A 20,970-nucleotide genomic window follows, 5' to 3' on the forward strand; every position below is an offset into this window, starting at 1 on the left:
ACCCGTTTGGGCTTCGTCATTACCTGCGGTAGCTGAGCCAAGTGGCGTGCCTATCAGGCTTCTCGTCCCCGTAGATGACTTGAAAAAGGCACGTCATTCCAAGGGCATACCATTCCACCAGATGAAACCCTGGGTCGAGATTGGCGACGGCCGTAGGGTCTATTCCAGGAACTCCATCCCTATGAAGGACTGACCCCAAAGCGGTCCGAACACCACGACGTTACGTTATGCCGCCCGCGATGCGGACTTGGCACTACCTGCGGCTGAGGTTGCACTAAGAGCCCGCGTCAGCGATGAAACACTCACACTGATGCGCTCGGCCGTTTCCTTCAAAGTCTTCCCTTCGCTGCGAAGCTGCAGAGCAGTTTCAAGCTTCCCTGCCGTGATCGCCCTCGGCCGGCCACCGAGACGGCCGCGCGCCTTCGCAGCGGCCAGACCTGCCTTTGTTCTCTCAGAGAGCCTGGACCGCTCGTACTCCGCGAGGGAGGCAAACATATCGAAGATCAGTTTGCCGTGGGCGCTCGTCGTATCCAGCCACGGCTCAGCCAGGGAACGGAACCCTATCCCCCGCTGGCCCAGCACGGTCACAATGTCAGCCAGATCAGCGGTGCTCCGGCCCAGTCTGGTCAGATCGGCGACCAAAAGCACATTCCCGGGCTGCAGGTAGTCCAAACACTCCTTCCACCGAGCCCTGGCTTGGGTGGCCCCGGAGGCGTACTCCTGAAAGACACGCACGGCGCCGGCCCCTACAAGTGCGTCAACCTGGGAATCCAAAGATTGTCCTCGTGTGCTGACCCGCGCGTAGCCAATCGCATTCTCAAGCACCTCAAAAACCCTCCATCAAACGTTTTGACCGGTTTTCATTTCGGAAACCAGATTTGACCAACCCTAGAAGGAGTTTTCAACCGTGCGCCGATGTCATTTTCAGAAGTCGTCTGCACCGAATGTCAGAAGTGCCGTGCACTCGTGCCGTCCTGAGACTTCGATGGAATCCCCGGGCGGTCGCGCTCTCGTTATTGCGGTTCGGGTAGGGCTCGTACGAAGGGTGCCTTGCCGAGGGTAGTTCGTTCGAGGTGTTCGGTGATGTGCACTTCTACGTCCGTGGCTGCTGCGCCGGCTTTCTTGAGCGCTGCTGTTACTGCGGTGCGGACGTTTTCTGTGGAGGCTCCCGGGGCGAGGCCGGCAAGGAGCACACGGAGTTTGGTGGGTTCCTGGATGACCTGCCATCCGTTGTATCCGGCCTCGTCGAGGATGTGGTGGAAGACGATTGGGTGGATGTGGATGACGCCTTGTTCTCCTGGGAGGTGGAGGACGTCTTCGAGGCGGCCTTCGATGTCTTGGAGCACAGTGAAGGATCGGCCGCATGGGCACTCGCGCCCGCCGAGTTTGATGGTGTCGGACATTTCGTAGCGAATGAGTGGGACGGTCCGGGAAAACAGGACTGTGACGAGGAGTTTCGCGCCGGTTGTTCCGTTTGGGACGGGGTTTCCTGCCGTGTCTATGGGCTCGATGATGAGCAGGTCTTCGTAGACGTGGCGGTTCCGGTAGGTGCAGGGGGACGCGATCCCTGCCGTTTCGGTGGCGGCGTAGACATCGAAGGGTTTGCTCCCCCAGGCGGCTTCCAGTTCGGCAGCTGCATGGGGGCTGAGGACCTCGGATGCGGACATGACGCCTTCCGGAGCGATGCGCAGGCGTCCGGCACGCTGTTCGGCGGCGAGGGGTTTGAGTGCTGAGGCGTAGCCGACCAGGATCCTGGGTTGGAACCCGTTCAGCGCAGCGACCGTCTCTTCCATGGGGGCGGTGACGTCCAGACGGATGGCGGGGACGATTCTGGAGCGCAGGGATGCTCCAACGACTGCGGACTGGTGTGTGGGGATGCGGGAGCTGACAAGCGCCATCTTCAGGGGCCTGGTGATGCCGGCGGAGATCCCGGCCCAGTCGTTGGCCCGGGCGTAGGAGGCCAGGACGGTCGCCCATTCGGTGCGGTTCCAGACGAAGGTTCCGCGCCGGCCGGTGGTGCCGGCTGTTGCCGCGGCCCACCATTTGCCCTGCCAGGGCAGACCGGGATCCCCTCCGGCCTGGGTGAGGGCCTGTAGATGGTTTTCGAGGTCAGCGAGACTGAGGTCCGGTGTGGTGAGGGCATCGTCGAAGTGCTCCATCAGGTCAGCTTTTGTGACGGGCGGCAGCTGGTCCAGCGGGGCGTTGTGGAGGCCTGCGTGGTGGTGCCGGTAGAACTCGGAGCCGGCGTAGGCCGCCCGGCGGAGCTCCTGGAGGGCGTGTTCCTGGTGGGCTGTGATGTGGGCGGCGTCCCAGTGGTCCCTTTGTCGCCACGCGGCGCGCAGGAACAGTACCTGGGCGATGAGGCTTGGGTCCATGGGCGGGTTGCCTATCGGGTGCCCGCCGGGGCCAGCGGCCGGGTTTGACGGGTGGTGGTGGCTTCGGGTGTTTCCGGGCGGGGCAGCCGGAGCCGTTTGAGCAGGAGGGCGTTAACGGCGACGAGGAAGCTGGATCCGGACATCGACAGGGCCGCGATTTCGGGGCTGAGGGCGATCCCGGCGAAGGCGAAGACTCCTGCCGCGATGGGCAGCGCTATCGCGTTGTAGCCGACGGCCCAGCCCAGGTTCTGGCGCATTTTGCGCAGGGTGCCTTTGCCGATCCGCAGCGCGATGGGCACATCGAGCGGGTCCGAGCGCATGAGGACGACGTCGGCGGTTTCGATGGCCACGTCGGTGCCGGCGCCTATCGCGATGCCGAGGTCGGCCTGAGCCAGGGCCGGCGCGTCGTTCACGCCGTCACCGACCATGGCGACTTTCTTCCCGGCCTGTTGAAGTTCGGCGATTTTCGCTGATTTATCGCCGGGGAGCACTTCGGCGATAACGGTGTCGATGCCGAGCTGGCCGGCGATCCTGCGGCCGGTGGCTTCGTTGTCGCCGGTGAGCATGACGACTTCAATTCCGGCCTCGTGCAGGGCAGCTACCGCCGCGGCGGCAGTCTCCCTCGCGGCATCTGCCATCGCGATCACCGCAGCGGGCCGGCCGTCCACGGCGACGAGCACGGCGGTCCGTCCGGTGCCGGCGAGTTCCTCGCGCACCTGCGCCAGGGGTCCGAGGTCGATGCCTTCATCGGCCATGAGTTTGCGGTTCCCGACCATGACCCGGTGTCCGTCCACGGTCGCTCCGGCGCCGTGGCCGGGAACATTCAGGAACTCGGTCGCCGCAAGCTCGGGTACGCCTTGCGCCTGGGCATGGCGGACCACTGCGGCGGCCAGGGGGTGTTCGGATTCCTTTTCCACGGCGGCGACCAGTGCCAGCAGGGTGCTTTGGTCAATGCCTTCGACGACGACGTCGGTGACTTCAGGTTCGCCTTTGGTCAGGGTGCCTGTTTTGTCCATCACGACGGTGTCGATCCGGGCGGAGACTTCCAGGGCAGTGGCGTTCTTGAACAGGACGCCTCGTTTGGCGCCGAGCCCGGTGCCGACCATGATGGCCGTTGGTGTGGCCAGGCCGAGCGCGTCGGGGCAGGTGATGACGACGACGGTGATGGCGAACAGCATGGCCGCTTGGAGCCCGGCGCCGAGGGCGAGCCAGGCCGCGAAGGTCACGGTCCCGCCGATCAGGGCGACCAGGACGAGCCAGAACGCGGCCCGGTCGGCCAGCCGCTGGCCGGGGGCTTTGGAGTTCTGGGCTTCCTGGACGAGGGCGACGATCTGGGCCAGGGCGGTGTCGGCCCCGACCTTGGTGGCCCGGACCCGCATCGTTCCGGTGGTGTTGATGGATGCGCCGATCACGTCCGATCCGATGGTCTTGGTTACCGGCAGGCTCTCGCCCGTGACCATGGATTCGTCGACCTCTGACTGGCCCTCCTCGACTTTCCCGTCGACGGGGATTTTCGATCCCGGCCGGACCAGCAGCAGGTCCCCGGCCTGGACGTCAGAGGTGGGGATCTCGACTGTCTCGCCGTCGCGGATCACGACCGCGACCGGCGGGGCGAGCTCGAGCAGGGTGCGGATGGCCTCGTTCGCCCCGCCGCGGGCCCGCATCTCGAACCAGTGGCCCAGCAGCACGAATGAGGCCAGGACGGTCGCGGCTTCATAGAACACCTCGCCGCCCCCGGTGAGGGTGACCCACACGCTGTAGAGCCAGCCGGTGCCCACGGCGATCGCGACCAGGACCATCATGTCCAGTGTGCGGGCCTTCAGTGCCCGGTAGGCGCCGTCGAAGAAGATCCAGGCCGAGTAGAAGATGACCGGCAGGGACAGGATCAGGGCCATGACGTCATCGCGGAGCCCGAACGGTGTCGGGGCGGTGAAGCCGAGCATGTCCCGGCCCATCGGGGACCAGAGGACAACACCGATCGACAGGACCGCTGCGACCAGGAAACGGTTGCGCATGTCCTTGACCATGTCATCCATCGACATCCCGCCGTGGTGGCCTCCGTGCCCCATCATGTCCTGCGGGGTCCGGGCCATCCCACCCTGCATCCCCGCGCCGTGCCCTGCGTGGGCGTCCGCCGCCGGGTGGGCGTGCTCCGTGCCCGGTTCCGCCGGTGCAGGGATATGGCCGGTGTGGTGATCGTGCTCCATCGTGTGTGGTGGACCGGCCGGTCCTGGACCGGGATGGGCGTGACCGGTGTGCGGGTGGGCAGCGCTCTTTGTCGTGGGCGTGGCGTGCTTCATCCCGGCGGTGTGGTGTTCTTCCATCGGGTAGCAGACGTGGTCGGGGACGGACTCGCCGCGGCAGTGATAGCCGCAGTCCCGGACCCACCCGGAGATCTGCTCCAGCGAGGTCACGGAGGGGTCAAAGCTCACGGTCGCGGTTTGGGCAACGGGGTTCGCCTCAACCCCTGCGACTCCGGGCCGCTGCGAGAGGACCCGTTCGATGACGGCTTTGGATGTGGCCCAGTGCAGGCCGCGGACTTCCACAACAGTGCGTTGCAAAGGCGTGGCCGGGGCGTTGGTGCCGGGCTTCGAGTCAGCAGACATGGTGTCGTCGTCCTTAGCTCATCAGGGATCCGTGGAGGACAGCCGGGGTGGGTTCACCCGCTGTCGGACCTTCACTGCGTGGGGCTTTCGCCCGGGACGTCGTTTTCCGGTTAGGCCGAACATATACCCCCTAGGGGTATTAGTCAAGGTTCGTTCCTGCTGTGCGCGGGCGCGTGCCGGCTGCCCTTGACGTTCACTATCGCCCGTTACCGGCGCGAGGGGTCAGAGGCTTTGGTCCCGCGCGGCGGCGGTGGGCCGGTGGCGGTGGGCCGGCGGAGCACGAGCCAGAGTGACCCGAGGACCAGGACGATGCCGGCCACTGCCAGCGGTGGGGGTCTTTCCCCGGGCAGGAGCAGGGATGCGGCCGTGCCGATGACGGGCACGAGCAGGGTCCAGGCGGTCAGGAGGTCCAGGCGGGAGCGGGCCGCTTCGGTGAACCAGGCCAGGAACGCGGCCGCCGTCCCGGCCAGGGAGAGGAAGAGCAGAACGGTGAGGAACTGCGGGGTCCAGTGGATTGCCTGGACCGGTTCCCGGGCGGCGGCTGTTCCGGCGAGCAGGGCACCGCCGATCAGGAAGTGCCAGGCGCTGGCGGCAACCAGGTCTGTGCCGGCGAGGCTGCGGGCGGTGAGGGTTCCGGCCGTCACGGCTGCGGCGGCGAGCAGCGACAGCCATACTCCCGAGCCGCCGCCGCTGGCCAGGCCCACGACGAGCAGCCCGGCGAAGCCGAGGCCGATCCCGGCCACCGTGCGTGCCGATATTGATTCGCCGTAGAGCCACCATGCGGGCACGATGATCAGCAGGGGCTGGGCGTTGGCCAGCACTGCCGCGGCGCCGATGGCCATCCCTGCGGTCCCGGCAAACATCGCGGCGAATGCGACCGTAACATTCGTCAGCCCCATCAGGGTGATCAGTGCCCAGGTCCGGAGTCCCCGGGGCAGTGCCCGGCCCTGAACCAGACACAGCAGGAGCAGGGCTGCCGCGGCGATCAGCGCCCGGAGGGCGGCGAACCACAGGACCGGGGCGTCCTGGAGCCCGAGCCGGATCGCCAGGAAGCACAGGCCCCAGGCTGCGGTGATGCCGAGCATGATGGCCGGGCGGGGCGCGCCTCTGGCCTGGTCCGTGCCCTCCGGGTTCATCGCGCCTCCGGGTTCACCGGACGAGCTGGCGCAGGTGGCACTGCTGGATCAGTTCGACGGCCTCGTCGATGTCGTCGGTGCACCGCAGCAGGCGGATGTCTTCGGGGGTGATGAACCCCTGGTCCTGGAGCCGGTCCCGGATCCAGTCCGTGAGCCCGGCCCAGTGTTCGGTGCCGATCAGGACGACGGGGAATTCGTGGATTTTTCCGGTCTGGACGAGGGTCAGGGCCTCAAAGAGTTCATCCAGTGTGCCGAATCCGCCGGGAAGGACCACGAAAGCGGAGGCGTAGCGGATGAACATGAGCTTGCGGGCAAAGAAGTACCGGAAGGTCATGGACACGTCAAGGTAGGGGTTCAGCGATTGTTCGCGGGGAAGTTCAATGCCGAGCCCGACGGAAGTGCCGCCGGCTTCCATGGCGCCGCGGTTGGCCGCTTCCATCAGGCCCGGTCCGCCGCCGGTGATGACCGCGAGCCCGGCCTTCGCGCACCCTGCGCCCAGGGCACGGGCCACGGCGTAGCGGGGATCCGAGGGTCCGGGCCGGGCGGAGCCGAAGACGGCGACCGTTTTGCCGAGCCCGGGTGAGAGCAGACCGAATCCGGTCTTGATTTCGGTGCTGATCCGTTCCAGCCGGGCCGGGTCCTCGGCCGGGTCCGCGAGGGCTGCGAGCAGTTCCTGGTCGGTCATCTTCATGCCGGCGCCGCTTCCGGGTGCATGCTGCAATGCAGGTTGTGTTCCCCGGCTTCTTCGGTGCTCAGACGGCCGTCGTCGATGGTGATGACGCGTTTGGCGGCGGTCCGCAGCCGCTGGTCGTGGCTGACGATGATGACGGCCCGGTTTTCCCGGCAGGCCGTCCCGCACAGGAGCAGGGTGACGTCCTGGCCTGTTTTCGCGTCCAGGTTGGCGGTGGGTTCGTCGGCGAGGATCAGCCGGGGATCATTCGCCAGGGACCGGGCGATGGCCACCCGTTGCTTCTCACCGCCGGAGAGGTCCCGGGGCAGGTTCCGCAGCCGGTGCCCGAGCTGGAGCTGTTCCAGCGCGGCCCGGGCCTTGGTCCGCGCCTCTTTCCGGGGCACCCCCGCGGTGAGCAGTGGCATCATGACGTTTTCCTCGGCGGTGAGGGCCGAGAGCAGGTTGAAGGTCTGGAAGACGAACCCGAACTCCTGCAGCCGCAGCCGGGACAGTTGTGCCGGGGAGAGGGTGGAGATGTCCTGGCCGGAGATGAGGATCCGGCCGCCCGTGGGAGACATGAGGGTGCCGATCATGGACAGCAGGGTTGTCTTCCCGGACCCGGAGGGACCCATGACGAGCACGATGTCCCCGGCCTCGACGCTCAGGGATACGTGGTCCACGGCGGTCACGGCGGTGTGGCCGGAGCCGAAGGTCTTCGATACGTCCTGGACGGTGACCACGTTCATGCCCGGAACACCTCCGCCGGGTCGATGCGGGACAGCCGGCGGACCGGCAGCAGCGAGGCCGCCACGGCCATGACCAGGGTGACGCCGAGGATCCAGGCGGCGTCCAGCCACCGGATTTCCGTGATGAACTCCGGGACATAGCTTCCCGCGGCCGCGCTGACGGCCAGGGCCAGGGCCGCGCCGACGACATACCCGAGCACGGCGGCGGTGACGGCCTGTTCGATTACGACGGTGTAGAGCTGGCGGTTGCTCACCCCGATGGCCTTCAGGACCCCGTACTCGCGTGCCTTTTCAATGGTTGAGGTGAAAATGGTCAGTCCGATCACCGTCATGCCCACGGCGATCCCGATCAGCAACAGGACCAGGATGATCGGCAGGAACGTGTCACGGACGATGTTCGTGTTGTTCTCCACGAACCGGTCCTTGCTGATCGCATCGACCGCCGGGTCCGCTTCGATCCGGGACACCACCGCGGCCGGGTCCGCCCCGTTCTTCACGGTGACGAGGAAGAAATTGGTGGCGCCAGGCAGCTGGAGGATGCTTTCGGCGTCCTCTTTGGTCGCGAACGCGAAGGAGAAGCTGAGGATGTAGCCGCCCTCGGAATAGCCGGCGACCTTCAGTTCCCTGCCGGCGACCGGGATGGTGTCCCCGATCCGGATGTCCTGGCTGCGCCCGACGACCCGGTCGATGATGATTTCGCCCTTGCCGGGGACGGACTTGCCCTCCACCACCCGGGCCGGGGCGCCGACGTTGTTCTCCGTGTCGTCGGCGATGACGTAGAGGTTGATGTCCTTGCCGTTGTGCGCGAACGCGACCCGCCGGCCGCTGAACGGTTTGGCGCTGCCGACCCCATCCACCCCGGCGAGGAAGTCCCGGACGGTCAGGGGCAGCACGGACGGGGTGTGGAACATGTCCGTCGCACCGGTCTGGGTGATCCAGTAATCGGCCGGGACGGTGCGGATGTATTCGCCGATCTTGTTGCTCCAGCCCTGGTACAGGCCCTGGATGCTCAGGATCAGCAGCACGCTGAAGGCGACCCCGCCGACGCTGATCAGCAGCCGGGTCTTTTCCTGGACCAGGTTTTTTATTGCCAGGAAGAGCATCGCGCCACTTCCCGGGGTGCCTGGGCCCGCCCGGGCATTACAGCCCCTCCTGCGGTGTCCGCCCTCCAGTGCCGGCGGTCCGCCGTCCTATCCGGGGGACGAAGCCGGGGACCTGGCGCCGGTATGCGGCGTACTCTTCACCGAACTCGGCCTCCATCATCCGTTCTTCCTTCCGGGCCAGGCGCAGGTACACGATGACCAGGACCGGGAACATCACCAGGGTCAGCAGGGTGGGCCACTGCAGCAGGAATCCGGCCATGATCGTCAAAAACCCTACGTACTGCGGATGCCGCACCCGGCCGTAAGGGCCCGTGACCGCGAGGCGGTGGTCCCGTTGGGCCGCGAAGAGGACCTGCCAGGACCGGTAGAGCAGGAAGAATCCGGCTGCGATCAGCACGTTGCTGAGCAGATGCAGCGGACTTAGGTGCGGATCGCCCTGCCAGCCGGTCAGGTCTTGCCACAAATGGCCGGTGTTGTGGTTCAGCAGGTCACCGCCCGGGATCCGGTTCCCCAGCCAGCCCGACAGCAGATAGATGGTCAGCGGAAAACCGTACATCTCCGTGAACAGCGCCACGATGAACGCGGAGAAACCGCCCAGGGCGCGCCAGTCCAGCCTGGTCCGGGGCCGGACGAAACTGAACGCGAAGATGATGAACACCGCCGAATTGATGATCACCAGCCCCCACAGGTCATACCCGTAGTCAGTGGACATGGCCGCCACCCCCGCCGGGGGCTTCCTGCCCGCCGTGCCCCTGATGCGTGGAGCTGCCGTGCCCGCCATGTCCGCCGTGCCCGCCATGCATGAACAAATGCATGGACAACATCAGCACCACCCACAGGTACGGCAACGCGTCCAGGATATGGAGCCAATGGTTCGTAACCAGGTACACGGCGGCCACCGCGATCAGGACCGTAAGCAGTCCCTGCGTCCAGGGCCCGGGCCGGATACGCCCCGGAGCGGGAAGATGTTGCATGCTCATGCCCCCAAGTGTTGTGCCCGTTGACCCGGCCCGGTAGTGCCTAACGTCCCCGTCCCGGCCCGCTACCCGGTACCTGCGAATGAGCCGCAAACCCTTGCCAAACATACCCCTAGGGGGTATATTTGTGGTGTTGCCAGTGACGTGGTTTGTCCAGGCCCAGGCCGTCACATCCGTTCAACCGCAACATCCCCTTTCCTATCCCTGCTTGAAGGAAAACTGACATGTGCGGAACATCTGAATCACGGACCCAACTGCCCCTGGCCTCCACGGCCCAGCAGGGCTGCAGCTGTTGCTCCCCGGCCGCGGACACGCACCCGGCCGCTGCCGCCGATCAGCGGCCGGCAGCCCAGGGTTCCAATGCCCAGTACGCCGTGGAGGGGCTGACCTGCGGGCATTGTGTCCGGACCGTTGAGCAGGCCGTCTCCGGGGTAGCCGGAGTCGAGTCTGCATCGGTGGACCTGGTGCCCGGCGGCACGTCGCGGCTGACCGTCACCGGCACCGCGGACCGGGAGGCGCTGGCTGCGGCGGTCAGCTCCTCCGGCTACGTCCTGGTCGGCGCGAACTAGCCCCGCACCGGATCCCCCGGGCCCTGATTAGTGGCCCGGGTGATCGGTGTGGTCAGCAGTGGGCGCCGGGGAAGGTGTCGTGTCCCCTCCGGCGCCGCTGATGGCCGGGCCGATGACGAACGCGGACAGGGAGAACATGGCTGCGAAGACCAGCAAACCCACGGCCGGGGCGACCCAGCTGCCGAACCGCCGGTAAAGGCGGATCAGCATGGGTGCGGACGCCAGCAGCCCGAGCGCTCCGAACAGTGCCGTGCCGCCGGATCCTGCCACGACCGCGGTTCCTGCCAGCAGCCCGATGTGGTGCAGGACGTGCGGGAGGAGCCCCATGACCAGGCCGACCGCGCCGACGACCGTGTGCCACAGGCTCTGAAGCTTGTTCCGGAACGAACGTCCCGGAACCGTCCCGCTGCGGGGACCGGCGGGTGGATGCAGGTGGGCGTGCTCACCGGTCACGGCCAGGTACTTTCGCCGTTCCGGTGGCCCGTGGGGCCCGGGCGGTCGATCATTCCCCACCGTCGGCGCGGGTCCGGGTCCGGACCACCAGGACCGGGCAGGGAGCGTGATGAAGGATCTGCGTGGACACCGAACCCAGCAGCATTCCGGTGAATCCGCCCAGGCCGCGGGAGCCCACGACCAGGAGGTCGGCGTCCTCGGCCGCCCGGAGCAGCACGTCGGCGGGGTGGCCCTGGACGACGTCACCGGTCACCGTGACCCCTTCGCTGTCCACGCGCTGCAGCGTCTCGTTCTGGAGGCGGCGGGCGGCCTCCGGGAAGACATCCGGGTTCCGGATCAGCCCCTCCATCCCGACGGTGACCGGCGGGAACTGCCAGGCGGTCACGGCGCGGACCCGGCCGTGGCGCAGCCGCGCTTCCGCAACAGCCCATTCCAGTGCCAGGCGCGCCGGGGCGGAGCCGTCCACCCCGGCAACAATCCTGAATTCTTCATCGCCGCCCATGACATGCAGCCCTCCGCGTGGTCGTTCACTGCTGTTGTCCCTCAGTGTGTTCCGCGCCTGTTTTTCGCCGCAAGGGCCTTAGTTCCCGGTCTATGGGTCCGGCCCCGTGGTTGAAACCGAATCCGGTGCAGGTTCGTTGTACCGGGAGGTGCCTGCCACAGGCCCGGTAATCTTGGACAAAAGCCCGCACGGAAGGAAGGAGGAACCTCATGACTGCACCTGAACATCGCACCGCAATGACGTTCCTTCGCCGCGCGGGTCTCCTGGGTGCCGTTCTGGCGCTCATTGCCGGGATTTTCGGCATGCACGTCCTGACGACCAGTCACGCGCTGCATTCGTCCGCTATGGCGGCAGCGGCGGGCAGCGCCCAGCACGAATCCTCCGGCGCCGGTCATACCGAACACCTTCCGGCCGTCTCCACCCCGGACATGCCGGAGGCTCAGGGCGGGTCAGCTCTGGATGCTGTGCAGTGCTCGGACTCGGGCAACTGCACCAGCATGCACGCCATGACTGCTGCCTGCACCCCGTCGGCGAAGTCCGGTTCCCTGGCCGCACCGCTGCCTGGGACCTGGGTGATCGCCAGGAGCTCCATCACGGGGGCCCTGACCGATACCGGTGCGGCCTGGTCCTATCGTCCCGGGAGTCCTTCGCCGGGTGAGCTCTGCATCAGCCGGACGTAAAACACCGGCCCTGCGCTGTGACCTGACCAGCGCTTAGCAGCCCGGGTGCCGGCCCGTTCGAGCCGTGCCCGGCGCATCACCGATGCACATTCACCCACCATGGCGCCAACGCGCCCGCTGATGTCTTGAAGGACCCGAAAAACATGATGAACAAGAAATTCCTTGCCCTTTCCACCACCGCCGTCGCCGCAGCACTCGCCCTGGCCGGCTGCTCCACCGGCACCGGATCCACCGCCCCCTCCAGCTCCGCCGCAGCCGGCAACTCGATGCCGGGTATGGATCACGGCAGTTCGGGGATGATGTCCAGCAGCTCACCGGCCGCCTCGGCCGATCACAACGCGGCCGACACCATGTTCGCCCAGGGAATGATCCCGCACCACGAACAGGCCGTCGAAATGAGCGAGATGATGCTGCAGAAAAAGGACATTCCCGCAGCGGTCACCGACCTCGCGACCAGGATCAAGGCGGCCCAGGCCCCGGAAATCGACACCATGACGGGCTGGCTGAAAAGCTGGAACGAATCCGCCACCATGGGCGCCGGCCATAGCATGGACGGCATGATGGGCGACGATGACCTCAAGAAGCTCGACGCCGCCCAGGGCACCGAAGCGGCCAAGCTCTTCCTGACCCAGATGATCGCCCACCACGAAGGCGCCATCATGATGGCCAAAACCGAAACCGCCCAGGGCCAAAACGCCGACGCGATCAAGCTCAGCAAGAACATCGTGACCGCGCAGGAAGCCGAAATCCAGGAAATGAAGAACTTGCTGGCCACCCTCTAAACCAGCACACGGCCGGTGGCGCCGGCCCCTCCCCGGGGGCCGGCGCCACCGGCCGCACCACGCCACCTGGCCCCCTCTCGTTTCTTGGAGTCCCCATGCCCCTGCGCCCATTAACCCGCCACCGCTTAAACCGCCCCCGTTCAGCGGCCGCCGCCGCAACAGCCGCGCTGATGCTCACGCTGTCCGCCTGCGCCCCGGGAACAACCTCCGGGACTTCCGGTACCGGCCCGTCCACTGCCGCCGCCGAGGTCCCCAGCTCCCACGTTCACGGCCTGAGCGTGGACCGTGAAACCGACCAGGTGCTGCTCGCCACCCACGAAGGCCTGTTCGACGTCACCCAGTCTCCCGCAACCAAAATTGGCGGCACCAACGACCTCATGGGATTCACCGCGGCCGCGGACCACGGGGTGTTCTATGCCTCCGGACACCCTGGCCCCGGCTCCGATCTACCCAACCCGCTCGGCCTGATCAAGTCCGTGGACGGCGGCAAAACCTGGGAACAGCTCTCCCGCCAGGGCGAATCAGACTTCCACGCCCTGACCACTTCCCGGTCCGGGATCATCGCGTATGACGGGACGCTGCGGATCAGTCCCGACGGCATGACCTGGTCCGACGTTGCAACCGGCTTCGTTCCCGCCGTCCTGGCCGGCACGCCGGAAACGGACACCGTTCTGGCCACGGCCCGGGAAGGGCTCCAACGTTCGACCGATGGCGGCAAAACCTGGCAACGGGTCACCACCGCACCGATCCTCCAGTTCGCAGCCTTCGCCAGCGGCACTGACGTCATCGGTGTCGAGCCAGACGGCACGGTCCATCAGTCAGCCGACGCCGGAACTACCTGGACCCGCGCGGGCCGCATCCAGGGCAGGGTCCAGGCGATCACCGCAGTGAAAGGAGCAGAAAAAAAGCCTTGGATCTGGGCCGCCACTACCGACGGTCTGGTCACATCCACCGACGGAGGGGCGACCTTCCGCCCGGCCGACGCAGCCTGACCCCTGCTGGCCCGGCGGGTCGTCACCGGTTCAGGTGACGGTGAGCTCGGTGTGCATCCCCGCCCAGTAATGCCCCGGGAGGTTGCAGAAGAGTTCATACCGCCCGGGTGGCAGGTCAAGCGTGACCCATCCGCTCGTGGACGGCAGGACCCCCTCGCCTTGGCCGTCGGCGCAGGTAGTGGACGCTTCGCCCAGGCTGCCGTCCTCGTCGACTCTTCCGTCCCGGCCCACCGGGCGGGTTCCTGGGGTCTGGGTGCCTGCCAGGGGGACGACCAGCATTTCATGGGGAATAGTGCCGGCGTTGGTGACCAGGAAGGACACTTTGCCGTGGACCACGGTGGCCCGGTCCGCGGTCAGGCGCATGCCGCCGCGCATCATCCCGGGGCCGCCCATCATGCGCCCGGCCCTATCGGTGGTGGTGATGTTCACGACCGTTCCGGCGAAGCTCGGCGCCGCACAGCGGGTGGTGCCGGGATTCCCTGCTCCGCCCGGATTCGGGCCAGCGCCGAGCAGTGCGATCCCCGTCATGGACAACGCGGCCAGCAGTACGGTCGCGATAACCCCGATCAGGGTCTGCGTGCTGCGGGAGAGTGTCTTCACGGCTTGCGTCGGAGGGCAGCCCGGCGTTCATTCAGCTCGTTCGCGTCGATTTCCCCCCGCGCGAAACGTTCGTTCAGGATCCGCTCAGCCTCATCGTGAGCAGACCTGTAGTATCCCCCGTGCCCCTGGCGTCCGCCGCGGACCAGAAGAATCACGACCGTCACCACACCGCCCCAGAACAGCAGCATCATCAGGGCCATGAAAATCCAACCGCCCACACCCCAGTCGCCGTACCATCCGTACATCATCCCCGGACCCGCCCCTTCAATCGCTGCCGCAGTTGCTTACAGCCTTGCGCGGTCGGCGCCCTGCGCAACAGAGCCGTTAGTCACCGAATCCTTGGCCACCGGCCGGAGTCCGCATGTCACTTGGCGTGGAGAAGCTTGTGGCCATCCGGGCGCAACTCTCCGGTGGGTGAGACGTGGCGGTAAAGGGTCTGACGGGTGATGCCGAGTTCGTCGCAGAGCTCGCTGACTTTGGTGCCGGGTTTCCCCATGGACGCCATGGCGAGCCTCAGCTTCGCGGGAGTCATCTTGTAGGGGCGGCCACCGCTGCGGCCGCGGGCCCGGGCAGAAGCGAGGCCAGCGATGGTGCGTTCGGAGATGAGCTCGCGTTCGAATTCGGCCAGGGCAGCGAAGATTCCGAAAACAAGCTTGCCTGACGCCGTCGTGGTGTCGATGGCCGCTCCCTGCCCGGTCAGGACTTTCAACCCGATGCCGCGTTCGGTCAGGTCGTGGACGATGTTGACCAAGTGGCGCAGATCCCGCCCGAGCCGGTCAAGCTTCCACACAACCAGGGTGTCCCCGTGCCGTAAGGCTTTGATGCATGCCGCGAGCTGGGGTCGGTTGTCTTTCTTGCCGGACGCCATGTCTTCATAGAGCGAGCCGGTGTCGATGCCAGCGGCCAGAAGCGCGTCGCGCTGCAGGTCGGTGGTCTGGGAGCCATCCGCCTTGGAGACCCGCATGTACCCAACCAACATGGCCCACTCCCCCAAGTCATTTATACGTTCGTTTAAGTGACACCAAGTTGTCAATCTGGTTCGAAATCAGAATATGTCACTTAACCCGTTACTTATTCTACGTCAGTCAAAGGGCTGTCATCCTTCTGTTTGTGACAGGAAGTCAAGGGGTATCCCAAGCTCGGCGAAGGTGTCCCGAAGACCGCGGACGGATTCCTGACTGCGGCACCCGTAGCGTGCGAAGTCGAAGAGGTGCTTCGCGACCACTGGATCCGTTTTGGCTGCTGCGATGCACGCATCCCGGGTAGCCGTCACCTGATTCCAGAGCTCGTCCAGTGTCGGCTGCTTCTGCGTGCCCGCGCGAGCTGTCGGTGATCCGGGCGGGGTCCCACTGCTGATCGGTGCCTTCGGTTCGGAACGCAAAAGGTACGCGGAGGTACCCAGGGCGGTCAGGGAGCCGGCCTCGACCATTTCCATCGCGGCGGCAGCGGCTTCGAGCAGTTGCTGCTGCCTGGTCCAGTGGAGGGTCTCGAACGGTTGCCATGAGTGCAGGCCGGCCCGGAACGGGTGGCCGCAGTGGTCCCAGACCCGGCGCACCTCCTCCAGTTGCTGGCCGTATCGTCCCTGGGGCGCGCTGAGTTCGTCCAGGAGGGTCCGCAGCAGCCGGAACCAGACTCCGGCGTGAACCGAGCGCCGGGGCAGGTCGACGGATCCTGTCGTTATTGCCTGCCAGGTGCGCCGGTCCATCAGGGTCAATGACTCCGGGAGTTCCCGCTGGTCCTCGACGGAGGTTGTCCACTTGATGTAGTCCGCAGGGTGTCCTTCATAGGTCTCAAGCCGGTGTCGGTGTACCGGGCAGCTGGCCATGAGCGGCAATTGCCAGAAGAGCAGTATCGTCGGGCCGGACTCCAGGCATTCGCGGCACCCCCGCAGCACCCGGGTTTCCGCGAGCCATGGCAGCCACTTCCGCGGTGTGTAGATTTGGCGCCGCGCCGGTGGCAGGAGTACCGAGAACTGGTGCACATAGGTTTCGTAGGTATCGGGTGCAGGGGTGAGGGAGTCGAAGAGCCATGGCACCCAGCCGGCCATGGTCATGGCCTGTACGCGGTGCTGGTCGAGGCCCGTACGTTTGGCGAGCTCGTCGAGGAGGTAACGTGGCGGGTTCAGATCCAGCTCAGCGTCGCTAAGTTCCCGGTGACCGAGTGCGTGTTCGAGCAGCTGGTGGGAGTACATCCCGTAGCTGGTCGCCGTCCGCCGCAGCCAAGAGGACAAAGATTCCGTTGCTGCAGGTGCCGGATGAAGGGGCCAGCGCTCCGGCGGTCTCACATCAGTTCGCGTTCAAACAAACGGCGCCGTTCTGTGGGTCCTGCATAGTCGGCCATGACCAAAGTGCGGCGATTGATACGCTCTTCACCGCTTTCCACAGCGGCGATCGCCGCGGTCGTCAGGAGCCGGGCGAGTTCGCCAATGGTTCCCTCACTTCGGGCGAGTAAGTACTGCGCCATATCGGCGGTAGCGATGTCCGAGGGGCGCTGCAGGGGTAGGGCGGCCGCGAAACTGGCCAACAACGACAGAGTGTCCGCACCGGTGTTCCACAGGGGAAGGACGATGGGTTCAAACCGGTTCTCCAGCTGATCATCGGACCGAACCGCAAGATATGCTTCCCGCGTCCCGACGCCGACGATAGGGATACGCAGCTCGTTGCCCAGGAACCGTAGAAGATTGAGGAACTCCCGGCGGCTGTTGCCTTGCCCGGCGAGGATATTGTGCAGCTCGTCGATGACGAGCATGCGCACTCCCGTTAAGCGCAGCAGTTTCAGCGAGATCTGCTCCACGTCCGCCAGGCGCCGCCGTGGTTGAAGCGGTGCCCCAAGCGCGGCCAGGAGCGCGATGTAGAAGCGCAGCACGGAAGGCTCCGACGGCATCTGCACGCACAACACCGGAATGAGTTCCCGCTCCGGCTCGGCCACGGGCGGGTGTCCCCGGCGGAACTTTTCCACGATCATCGACTTGCCGTTGTTCGTCGGCCCGATCAGCAACAGGTTCGGCATGCGCTGTTTGTCCGGCCACGACAACAGGGACTCAAGGCGGGCCACCGCTTCCACCGCGCGCGGGTAACCGATCCACCGGTCGGCCCGGATCAATTCAACCCGCTCGTTCGCAGGTAACCGTGCCGCGGCCCGCACACTCGGGTGCAGGTGGGACAACTCCGGTGCCTCGTACTCAGGCATGGTCACCACTGCTCGATCTGATCGAATCGCGGTACCCGGGCCGCATCCGCCACCATGTCCGGTTCCTGCTGAGCAGGGGCTTCCGGCGGGAGCAATGGGGATGGTGTCTTCGAATGCGCCGTCGTCGCTACGTTGCGGCGCTCGGCGTCACGGCGCATGCGCTTGGTGGTCTTCGAGGCAGTACTTGCGATCTCCCGCATTTGCGCGATCGTGCGGAACAACGCCGCTTCGTCCACTTGGGCTACCCCGCGCTCGTGTAGTCGCGCCAGGGCGTGCCGGTGCTCCCACAGGCTCACGGACGGATTCGCCATGGTCCGGTAAGGGACCTCGACGTAGTGAGCCCCCTCTGGTTCCAGTACCCAGATTCTGCTGATGTCCCTGGGGTCCCGGCGGATAAGGAACGGCCCAAGCCTTTCGCGCCGGCTGATCCACGGTTTCAGCGCATTGGAGAAGTAGTGGACATGATCGATGACGAAGCCCGCCCTCGTCAGGGTACGCCGCACGACGGGAAGGAAATCGACCAGGAACACTGTCGGGTTAGTGGCAACCGGCGGCAGCCCCGTCGCCGCCACCCCTTCAGCCCACCGACCAGCCGGCGTCTGCCCCAGCGTGCCGTGAGTGGTGCCGTGGTAGTTGGTGACGGCAAGGGCCATCCATTTCTCCAGCTCGCGCAGGGTCAACGCCGCTTCCCGGTCGGAGTCATAACGCCCCCGTTCGCCGGGGTTGGAAAAGGTGGTCCCGGGAAGTTCGTGGATTTGCTTCATCGCGGTGCCGATCACGCGTTCCACGATTCCGCCATAATGAGGCCGGCCCAGCGGACGGTAGGCCAGCTCGATACCGTGCTGGTCGCATCCTCGTCGGAGCGCTTCGCTCTTGAATTCGCTGGCATTATCCAGGTAAAGCAGTCTCGGCTTCCCGCTCATCGGCCACCCCGCCTCAACACCCAGACCTTCAAGCCATGGTCTTTTGTCAGTCCCGGCATGCGCCAGGCACAGCCCAACCGACACTGCCGAGGGCGCCTCCAGGGTCACAACCATGCCGATGATGCACCGACTGTAAACATCGATCGCGACAGTTAGATACGGCCGACCAATCGGTCGCCGCTCCCGCTTGTCCACGACGATTACATCGATGACGGTGTGGTCGATCTGCACCCGCTCCAGAATCGTGCCGACCGCAGGCACCTCGTCCCCGGCGGACTGTAGCGACCGCACCGCATCGGGCCCTCCCCTGCGCCGGCCTACCTCAACTGGATTCAACGCCCGGATGCGCCGTTCCACCGTGTTTCTGGCCGGGACAGGAAGCTGCCGTGCGCGGCAGGCCGCAGCAATATCCCGATACACCGACGCCAACGTCCGTTTCTGCCGAGTCAGGAACTGCTTCCGCACCATCACCCGGACCAGGTCCTCGACCTCATCTGACAGCCGGGCAGTTCCCTTCCCTCCGGAGGAACGGCCAGGAGCCAAATCTGTCAGCAAACCAGAACCGTCGCGATAGCGTCTGAGGAGCACGTACACCTGGCGCCGCGATACGCCCAAGGCCGCGGCGGCAGCATCAACCGCTGCCCTACCAACAACCGTGCGCGCGGCCAAGGGGCCGATCACCACCGAAACCGACTTCGTCCGAGCCCAGAGATCATCCCGCATCGTCAACGTGCCCGGCTCACGAATGGGCGCCGATTCCGCATCCACTCCGACACCTCCCTCGGCGTGCAGAGGAGTAGTAAGCAAAACCGACCCTAGTGCAGAGGAGTACGGAAAAACCAGTGCTCAACACCCGCCTGCACAACCGCGAAAACGGGCTGCTCGCCGTGCACGCGAGTACGGAAAATGACATATTTGTGACTCTCGGCGCTAAATGACGGCTTTTTCACGGCGCTATTTGTCGCATGGCGCAGCCAGCAAGGGGACTCCCCACCGGGGCTGTCCCCTCGCCTGGTTGGGACCGCAGACGACTTTCTTGGCATGTATAGGACTTGTGGCGAGGCGTCACTCAGGTGGAGGTTGCGTTTCCGTGAGATCAACATGCTGCTCGCGCTCTGGAATCGCATGAGCGGAATCCGCGGGCGGTGTTCCAGGGTGTTGCAGCCAAGCATTGGATTCCGCGTCTCCGTGCGCGACGATTTCGACAGCGACGGAGTCCCATCGATAAACGTTGGTCCCGGCGGGTGGACGCTGGGACGTGATGTAGAAAAGTCCCGGCCAAGCAAGCTCGCCGATAGGCGGCCCGTCTGGATCAGGGTTCGCCAAGGCAACGCCGGCATCGGCCGCCACATCTCGCCCGACGTGAAATGGTAAACCCACGACATCGGGGACCGTAACCCTGTCGGCGAACCTCTCACTCATTTTCACAATTTACCTCTGAAAGGTGTCTGCTGTAGCGGGTGAACGCCGCCTTGGCGGCAGACGCACTGTGATCGCAAGGGGATCGTGTGGCGGCCACTGGTCAGCGAGCCGTTGGCTTGACGGACCTCGGCGCTGTGGTTGAAGAGCCGCAGATCATCGTAGACGGATTCGTTTATGGCGGCCTGTTGGGGCCGGGCTGGAGGCGGGCGGGCATAGGTAGTGGGTAGTGGACTGTGTCTGCAATCCGCCCCTTGAAGGTCTTCGCGCCTGGAGCGTAACCTGCACGCAAGAAGCGGAGACTGCAAGATTGGGCTAGGAGCGCGGCATGAATGTGCTGAGCCAGATACTCGCCGGATCCACCGGCCTGGCGCTGATAAGCGTTGGCATCCTGGAGGTCTTCTTCCATGGCGACCAACGGTTCCACCGGATCTTCCTGATCAGGCAGGAAAACGTGCACGCAGTCCGGATGTGGGCGATGAATGTTGGCGCCTACAACATCACCTTCGGCTTGGGCATCGCAGTGGGCCTGTGGCTGGTGAACTTCTCAGGCACTCCCACCAGCGGGTCGGCCATAGTGATCTTCTGCTGCGCGTGCCACGTCTTCCTTGGTTTTTGGCTGTGGGTCACAGAGAAGCGCCTCCTCGTCAGCGCCATCGGCCAGGCGCTCTTCCCGGCGCTGGCAATTGTCTTCTACGTTCTCGTTCACTAGGGGTGGTAGTTGGCGAATGCTAGTGGCGGCGTTTTTGTTGATTCGCGTCACAGCAGCGCCCGTATGGTGGTGGCTCTACGGACCGCTTGAAGCGTCCGCAAGAGGATCGGTTATCGGAACAGGGCTGGGAATACCTTCTCCGCGCGTAGCGGGAAAGTAGACTGAGGTCGTTTGCGACCTTGCCGGTAAGCAATCCCGGTGCTTAGTGCCCTCAAGGTCACTCTATTGGAGGCTCTGTCTCCGTGAGATCGACGCGTTGCTCGGGCTGCGGAGTCGTGGCATGGGCCGAATCCGCGGGCGGAGCACCTGGGCGCTTCTGCCAAGCGTTGGATTCCGCATCTCCGTGTGCGACGACCTCGACAGCCACAGAATCCCAGCGATACACGATGGTGCCGGCGGCGGGGCGTTGCGATGTGATGTAGAACAGCCCGGGCCAAGCTAGGGCTCCGATGGGCGGCCCGTCGGGATCAGGATTCGCCAGGCTGACTCCCGCGTCCCATGCCAAATCGCGGCCGACGTGAAATGGCAACCCGACA

22 protein-coding genes are annotated in these 20,970 nt (G+C 65.6%); 5 read left to right on the forward strand and 17 right to left on the reverse strand.

Translation table 11 applies throughout. The features are described 5' to 3' along the window. Positions 1 to 225: 225 nt before the first annotated feature. From HTS88_RS19215 to HTS88_RS19255, 9 genes are all read right to left on the reverse strand, one after another. The gene (locus HTS88_RS19215) at positions 226 to 810 is read right to left on the reverse strand and encodes a recombinase family protein (protein ID WP_425515575.1); all 585 of its coding nucleotides are present in this window, start codon (positions 808 to 810) and stop codon (positions 226 to 228) included. A 203-nt stretch (positions 811 to 1,013) separates the two neighbouring features. Then, complete coding sequence (locus HTS88_RS19220; protein ID WP_174181273.1) at positions 1,014 to 2,375, reverse strand: phenylacetate--CoA ligase family protein; 1,362 nt, start codon at positions 2,373 to 2,375, stop codon at positions 1,014 to 1,016. Positions 2,376 to 2,386: 11 nt separating this feature from the next. Beyond that, positions 2,387 to 4,981 (reverse strand): heavy metal translocating P-type ATPase, encoded by a 2,595-nt coding sequence (locus tag HTS88_RS19225; RefSeq protein ID WP_217432744.1) that lies wholly within the window; start codon positions 4,979 to 4,981, stop codon positions 2,387 to 2,389. Between the two features lie 206 nt (positions 4,982 to 5,187). Beyond that, entirely contained in the window at positions 5,188 to 6,117 is a 930-nt protein-coding gene (locus tag HTS88_RS19230) for a DMT family transporter (protein WP_174181275.1), read from the reverse strand. A gap of 13 nt (positions 6,118 to 6,130) precedes the next feature. After that, the gene (locus HTS88_RS19235) at positions 6,131 to 6,808 is read right to left on the reverse strand and encodes an LOG family protein (protein WP_174181277.1); all 678 of its coding nucleotides are present in this window, start codon (positions 6,806 to 6,808) and stop codon (positions 6,131 to 6,133) included. Next, positions 6,805 to 7,533: an ABC transporter ATP-binding protein gene (locus tag HTS88_RS19240; RefSeq protein ID WP_210411242.1), complete on the reverse strand. Its 729-nt coding sequence runs from the start codon at positions 7,531 to 7,533 to the stop codon at positions 6,805 to 6,807. Before HTS88_RS19240 ends, HTS88_RS19235 begins: the two co-directional genes overlap by 4 nt. After that, positions 7,530 to 8,636, reverse strand: a complete 1,107-nt coding sequence (locus HTS88_RS19245; protein ID WP_174181279.1) for an ABC transporter permease — start codon at positions 8,634 to 8,636, stop codon at positions 7,530 to 7,532. The genes HTS88_RS19240 and HTS88_RS19245 overlap by 4 nt, the downstream gene beginning before the upstream one ends. A 37-nt stretch (positions 8,637 to 8,673) precedes the next feature. After that, on the reverse strand, positions 8,674 to 9,348 hold the full coding sequence (locus HTS88_RS19250) for a methyltransferase family protein (RefSeq protein WP_141160630.1): 675 nt from the start codon (positions 9,346 to 9,348) through the stop codon (positions 8,674 to 8,676). After that, entirely contained in the window at positions 9,338 to 9,616 is a 279-nt protein-coding gene (locus tag HTS88_RS19255; RefSeq protein ID WP_217432745.1) for a DUF2933 domain-containing protein, read from the reverse strand. Before HTS88_RS19255 ends, HTS88_RS19250 begins: the two co-directional genes overlap by 11 nt. Before the next feature lie 221 nt (positions 9,617 to 9,837). On the opposite strand from HTS88_RS19255, the gene HTS88_RS19260 reads away from it, so the two are divergent. Further along, positions 9,838 to 10,182 carry a heavy-metal-associated domain-containing protein gene (locus tag HTS88_RS19260; RefSeq protein ID WP_174181281.1) on the forward strand — a complete coding sequence of 115 codons (345 nt, stop codon included), beginning with the start codon at positions 9,838 to 9,840 and terminating at the stop codon, positions 10,180 to 10,182. A 27-nt stretch (positions 10,183 to 10,209) separates the two neighbouring features. Here the strand turns inward: HTS88_RS19260 and HTS88_RS19265 are convergent, their stop codons facing one another. After that, positions 10,210 to 10,635 (reverse strand): hypothetical protein, encoded by a 426-nt coding sequence (locus HTS88_RS19265; protein WP_217432746.1) that lies wholly within the window; start codon positions 10,633 to 10,635, stop codon positions 10,210 to 10,212. Positions 10,636 to 10,684: 49 nt separating this feature from the next. Next, positions 10,685 to 11,137: a universal stress protein gene (locus HTS88_RS19270; RefSeq protein ID WP_174181283.1), complete on the reverse strand. Its 453-nt coding sequence runs from the start codon at positions 11,135 to 11,137 to the stop codon at positions 10,685 to 10,687. 209 nt (positions 11,138 to 11,346) lie between these two features. On the opposite strand from HTS88_RS19270, the gene HTS88_RS19275 reads away from it, so the two are divergent. From HTS88_RS19275 to HTS88_RS19285, 3 genes are all read left to right on the forward strand, one after another. Then, entirely contained in the window at positions 11,347 to 11,817 is a 471-nt protein-coding gene (locus tag HTS88_RS19275) for a DUF6153 family protein (protein ID WP_246256481.1), read from the forward strand. 143 nt (positions 11,818 to 11,960) lie between these two features. Continuing rightward, a complete protein-coding gene (locus HTS88_RS19280; protein ID WP_141160633.1) occupies positions 11,961 to 12,599 on the forward strand; it encodes a DUF305 domain-containing protein in 639 nt (212 codons plus the stop codon). 170 nt (positions 12,600 to 12,769) lie between these two features. After that, positions 12,770 to 13,591: a F510_1955 family glycosylhydrolase gene (locus HTS88_RS19285; protein ID WP_246256484.1), complete on the forward strand. Its 822-nt coding sequence runs from the start codon at positions 12,770 to 12,772 to the stop codon at positions 13,589 to 13,591. Between the two features lie 30 nt (positions 13,592 to 13,621). On the opposite strand, the gene HTS88_RS19290 is transcribed toward HTS88_RS19285, so the two are convergent. From HTS88_RS19290 to HTS88_RS19315, 6 genes are all read right to left on the reverse strand, one after another. Beyond that, positions 13,622 to 14,191 (reverse strand): sulfocyanin-like copper-binding protein, encoded by a 570-nt coding sequence (locus HTS88_RS19290; RefSeq protein ID WP_141160635.1) that lies wholly within the window; start codon positions 14,189 to 14,191, stop codon positions 13,622 to 13,624. After that, entirely contained in the window at positions 14,188 to 14,439 is a 252-nt protein-coding gene (locus tag HTS88_RS19295; RefSeq protein WP_141160636.1) for an SHOCT domain-containing protein, read from the reverse strand. Before HTS88_RS19295 ends, HTS88_RS19290 begins: the two co-directional genes overlap by 4 nt. Positions 14,440 to 14,555: 116 nt before the next feature. Further along, a complete protein-coding gene (locus HTS88_RS19300; RefSeq protein ID WP_141160637.1) occupies positions 14,556 to 15,170 on the reverse strand; it encodes a recombinase family protein in 615 nt (204 codons plus the stop codon). Between the two features lie 117 nt (positions 15,171 to 15,287). Then, the gene (locus HTS88_RS19305; RefSeq protein WP_343045024.1) at positions 15,288 to 16,475 is read right to left on the reverse strand and encodes a TniQ family protein; all 1,188 of its coding nucleotides are present in this window, start codon (positions 16,473 to 16,475) and stop codon (positions 15,288 to 15,290) included. Beyond that, on the reverse strand, positions 16,472 to 17,380 hold the full coding sequence (locus HTS88_RS19310; RefSeq protein WP_174181287.1) for a TniB family NTP-binding protein: 909 nt from the start codon (positions 17,378 to 17,380) through the stop codon (positions 16,472 to 16,474). The genes HTS88_RS19305 and HTS88_RS19310 overlap by 4 nt, the downstream gene beginning before the upstream one ends. A 2-nt stretch (positions 17,381 to 17,382) precedes the next feature. Further along, positions 17,383 to 19,071, reverse strand: coding sequence for a Mu transposase C-terminal domain-containing protein (locus HTS88_RS19315; RefSeq protein WP_174181289.1), 1,689 nt, complete (start codon positions 19,069 to 19,071; stop codon positions 17,383 to 17,385). Positions 19,072 to 20,050: 979 nt separating this feature from the next. Here HTS88_RS19315 and HTS88_RS19320 point away from each other — a divergent pair. Then, entirely contained in the window at positions 20,051 to 20,434 is a 384-nt protein-coding gene (locus HTS88_RS19320) for a DUF1304 family protein (RefSeq protein WP_174181291.1), read from the forward strand. Positions 20,435 to 20,970: the final 536 nt, after the last annotated feature.

Origin of the sequence: Pseudarthrobacter oxydans, from assembly GCF_013314975.1 — a bacterium.
GTDB classification, from domain to species: domain Bacteria; phylum Actinomycetota; class Actinomycetes; order Actinomycetales; family Micrococcaceae; genus Arthrobacter; species Arthrobacter oxydans.